Here is a 3,113-nt window from a genome sequence, read left to right on the forward strand (position 1 = left end):
TCGTCACCGCGCGAGCGGTGGTAGCCGCGGATCGCGAGGAGGCCGGCGAGCTCGCCCTGCGATCCCGCGTTCGGCTGCAGCGAGACGGCGTCGTAGCCCGTCAAGTCGGCGAGCCACTGCTCGAGCTGCGTGACGAGGTCGAGGTATCCCGTCACGTGCTCGGCGGGGGCGAACGGATGCATCCGCGCGAACTCGGGCCAGGACACCGCGGCCATCTCGGTGGCGGCGTTGAGCTTCATGGTGCACGACCCGAGGGGGATCATCCCGCGATCGAGGGCGTAGTCGCGGTCGGCGAGCTGCTTGAGGTACCGCATCATGGCGGTCTCGGAGTGGTGGGCGGCGAATACCGGATGCGTGAGGCAGTCGTCCGTGCGCCGCAGCGCCTCGGGGAAGGACCGCGTCGCGGCCGTGCCGACAGGCGCGCCGGAGGGCGCCGCCCCGGCGTCATCCGCGACCCCGAACGCCGCCAGGAGGTCTTCGACCACCCCGCGCGTCGACGCCGAGACCTCGTCGAAGCTCACCCCGACGGTGCCCTCGTCCACCCGGCGAAGCAGGATGCCGCGCGCGCGGGCGGCGTCGACGACTGGGTCGGCGTTCGCCACCCGCACCTGGATCGTGTCGAAGAACGATTCGGCGATCACCGGCAGCCCCCGCGCCGTGAGCGCGTCGGCGACGAGCGTCGCCTGCTCGTGCACCGACCGCGCGATCGCACGCAGGCCGTCGGGGCCGTGGTAGACGGCGTACATCGCCGCCATGACCGCCAGCAGCACCTGCGCGGTGCAGATGTTCGACGTCGCCTTCTCCCGACGGATGTGCTGCTCCCGCGTCTGCAGCGACAGGCGGTAGGCGGGGGCGCCGTCGGCGTCCTGCGACACGCCGACGAGGCGTCCGGGCAGCTGACGCTCCAGACCGGAACGCACCGCCATGTAGCCCGCGTGCGGCCCGCCGAAGCCCATGGGCACACCGAATCGCTGGGTGGTTCCCACGGCGATGTCGGCCCCGAGGGAGCCGGGCGAGCGCAGCAGGGTGAGCGCGAGCAGGTCGGCGGCGACGACGACGCGACCGCCGGCGTCCTTCACCGCGGCGATGACCTCGGTGGGGTCCCACACCCGTCCGGATGCTCCGGGGTACTGGATGAAGGCGCCGAACACGTCACCGTCGACCGAGGCACCCGCGGCGAAGTCGACCGGGCGCAGCTCGATCCCGAGCGCCGCGGCGCGGTGAGCGAGGAGATCGTGCGTCTGCGGCAGCGCGTCGGCGTCGACCAGGAAGACGTTCGAGGGGCTCTTCGACGCGCGTCGCGCGACGAGCATGCCCTCCACGACCGCGGTCGATTCGTCCAGCATCGACGCGTTCGCCGTGTCGAGCCCGGTGAGATCGGTCACCATCGTCTGGAAGGTGATGAGCGCCTCCAGCCGCCCCTGGGAGATCTCGGGCTGATAGGGGGTGTAGGCGGTGTACCACGACGGGTTCTCGAACACGTTGCGCGCGATGACCGCGGGGGTGTGGGTGTCGTGGTAGCCGAGTCCGATCATCGACCGCGCGACGGTGTTGCCGTCGGCGAACGTGCGCAGCTCGGCGAGCGCTTCGGCCTCGGTGGCGGCCTCGAGATCGAGGCCTTCTCCGTCGGCGAGCCGGATGGATGCCGGAACGGCCGCCTCCAGGAGAGCGGCGGTGTCGGCGTAGCCGATCGTGTCGAGCATGACCCGCTGGGCGGCACCGTCGGTGCCGATGTGGCGGGCGGCGAAGGCCGCGGCTCCGCCCGTCACGCCTGCCCGCCGGTGAGCTTCGCGTACGCCTCGTGGTCGAGGAGTCCGTCGACGGCGGCGGGGTCGACGGTGAGCTTGATGAGCCACCCCTGGCCGAAGGGGTCGGAGTTCACCAGCGACGGATCGTCCACGGCGTCGTCGTTGACGGCCGAGACGGTACCCGTCAGCGGCGCGTAAAGTTCTCCGACCGACTTCGTCGATTCGATCTCGCCGCAGACGGCATCCGCGGAGACCTCCGATCCCACACCGGGCAGTTCGACGAAGACGATGTCGCCGAGCTTCTCGGCGGCGAAGGCGGTGATGCCGACGGTCGCGGTGTCGCCGTCCAGGGCGATCCATTCGTGCTCGGCGGTGTACTTCAGGGCGGTGGTGTCGGTCATCGGTTCCTCCGGTAGAAGGGCAGGGCGGTCACGGTCGCGGGGATGCGGGTCCCCCGCACGTCGAGGGCGAGGGCTGTTCCGGGCTCGGCCTGGGCGGGGTCGACGAAGGCCATCGCGATCGGATGGCCGAGCGTGGGGCTCAGGGCGCCGCTGGTGACCTCGCCGACGATGTCGTCTCCGGCCAGCACGGCATAGCCCGCACGCGCAGCCCGGCGGCCCTCGGAGACGAGCCCCACGAGCACACGCGCCGCCGGGTCCTGGGCCTCGGCGAGCGCGGCCTTTCCGACGAAGTCGTCTTTGCCCATCGCGACGACGCGGCCGAGCCCGGCCTGAGCGGGACGGATATGGCGGCCGAGCTCGTGGCCATAGAGCGGCATGCCCGCTTCGAGGCGAAGGGTGTCGCGCGCGGCGAGTCCCGCAGGAATGAGCCCGTGGGGCTCTCCCGCCTCCAGGACGGCGTCCCACAGCGCGGGCGCGGCGTCGGCGGCGATCAGGAGTTCGAATCCGTCTTCGCCGGTGTAACCGGTGCGGCAGACGACGACGGTCGTGCCCGCGAACGCCGCTCCGCGCGCCGCGTAGGAGCCGAGATCCGCGACCGCCCACTCCTCGGGCACGCCGTCGCGCCCTGCCGGCGGCGCGACGAGCTCGAGTCCGCTCACGTCGGCGAGGATCTGCGCGGCCCGGGGACCTTGGAGGGCGATCAGCGCAGAGACGTCGGAGACGTCTTCCACGCGAGGCTGGGCTCCGGCGACGAACGCGAACGAACCACTCTCGTCGGCGGTGCTCGCCGGCGTGGGTGCCGGGAAAGCGCGCAGCCGCTCGTCGAGCGCGCTGCCGACCGCGTCGCGGTTGCCGGCGTTGGCGATGACGAGGAACCGCTCCTCATCGAGGTGGTAGACGATGACGTCGTCGACGATGCCGCCCGATTCGGTCAGGACGAGTGAGTAGGTGGCCTTGCCGATCG

2 protein-coding genes and 1 pseudogene are annotated in these 3,113 nt (G+C 71.8%); all 3 read right to left on the minus strand.

The genetic code is table 11. The annotated features are described in order from the left end of the window. A pseudogene (locus tag B4E30_RS16245) lies at positions 1–1,703 on the minus strand (glycine dehydrogenase (aminomethyl-transferring)); the annotation flags it as partial. 62 nt (positions 1,704–1,765) lie between these two features. Continuing rightward, positions 1,766–2,149 carry a glycine cleavage system protein GcvH gene (gene gcvH / locus B4E30_RS16250; RefSeq protein ID WP_286796286.1) on the minus strand — a complete coding sequence of 128 codons (384 nt, stop codon included), beginning with the start codon at positions 2,147–2,149 and terminating at the stop codon, positions 1,766–1,768. After that, a partial coding sequence (locus B4E30_RS16255) for an aminomethyltransferase family protein (protein WP_286796288.1) occupies positions 2,146–3,113 on the minus strand: 968 nt, incomplete at its 5' end. The genes B4E30_RS16255 and gcvH, both read right to left, overlap by 4 nt.

It is taken from the genome of Microbacterium sp. UBA3394 (assembly GCF_002358725.1).
Lineage (GTDB): Bacteria > Actinomycetota > Actinomycetes > Actinomycetales > Microbacteriaceae > Microbacterium > Microbacterium luteum.